At 53.0% G+C, this 1,336-nt stretch carries 1 rRNA gene (cut by a window edge); it reads right to left on the reverse strand.

Annotated features, from left to right (window positions below):
* Positions 1–1,336, reverse strand: a 23S ribosomal RNA gene (locus ACI2JR_RS28155) (its annotated part extends 1,266 nt beyond the left edge of the window); the annotation flags it as partial.

The raw sequence follows: 1,336 nt of genomic DNA on the forward strand, positions 1-1,336 counted from the left end.
TTCGTTGTTACCTGATGCTTAGAGGCTTTTCCTGGAAGCAGGGCATTTGTTACTTCAGCACCGTAGTGCCTCGTCATCACACCTCAGCGTTGAACAAACGACCGGATTTACCTAATCGTTCCGCCTACATGCTTAAACCGGGACAACCGTCGCCCGGCTAACATAGCCTTCTCCGTCCCCCCTTCGCAGTAACACCGAGTACAGGAATATTAACCTGTTTCCCATCGACTACGCCTTTCGGCCTCGCCTTAGGGGTCGACTCACCCTGCCCCGATTAACGTTGGACAGGAACCCTTGGTCTTCCGGCGAGCGGGCTTTTCACCCGCTTTATCGTTACTTATGTCAGCATTCGCACTTCTGATACCTCCAGCAACCCTCACAGGCCACCTTCAACGGCTTACAGAACGCTCCCCTACCCAACAACACATAGTGTCGCTGCCGCAGCTTCGGTGCATGGTTTAGCCCCGTTACATCTTCCGCGCAGGCCGACTCGACCAGTGAGCTATTACGCTTTCTTTAAATGATGGCTGCTTCTAAGCCAACATCCTGGCTGTCTGGGCCTTCCCACATCGTTTCCCACTTAACCATGACTTTGGGACCTTAGCTGGCGGTCTGGGTTGTTTCCCTCTTCACGACGGACGTTAGCACCCGCCGTGTGTCTCCCGTGATAACATTCTTCGGTATTCGTAGTTTGCATCGGGTTGGTAAGTCGGGATGACCCCCTAGCCGAAACAGTGCTCTACCCCCGAAGATGAGTTCACGAGGCGCTACCTAAATAGCTTTCGGGGAGAACCAGCTATCTCCCGGTTTGATTGGCCTTTCACCCCCAGCCACAGGTCATCCGCTAATTTTTCAACATTAGTCGGTTCGGTCCTCCAGTTAGTGTTACCCAACCTTCAACCTGCCCATGGCTAGATCACCGGGTTTCGGGTCTATACCCTGCAACTTAACGCCCAGTTAAGACTCGGTTTCCCTGCGGCTCCCCTATACGGTTAACCTTGCTACAGAATATAAGTCGCTGACCCATTATACAAAAGGTACGCAGTCACCCCATAAAGAGGCTCCCACTGCTTGTACGTACACGGTTTCAGGTTCTGTTTCACTCCCCTCGCCGGGGTTCTTTTCGCCTTTCCCTCACGGTACTGGTTCACTATCGGTCAGTCAGGAGTATTTAGCCTTGGAGGATGGTCCCCCCATATTCAGACAGGATACCACGTGTCCCGCCCTACTCTTCGAACTCACAGCCTGTGCATTTTAGTGTACGGGGCTATCACCCTGTACCGCCGGACTTTCCAGACCGTTCCACTAACACACAAACTGATTCAGGTTCTGGGCT

This window comes from Klebsiella sp. NPDC088457 (assembly GCF_044900465.1).
In the GTDB taxonomy this organism is placed as follows: Bacteria; Pseudomonadota; Gammaproteobacteria; order Enterobacterales; family Enterobacteriaceae; genus Klebsiella.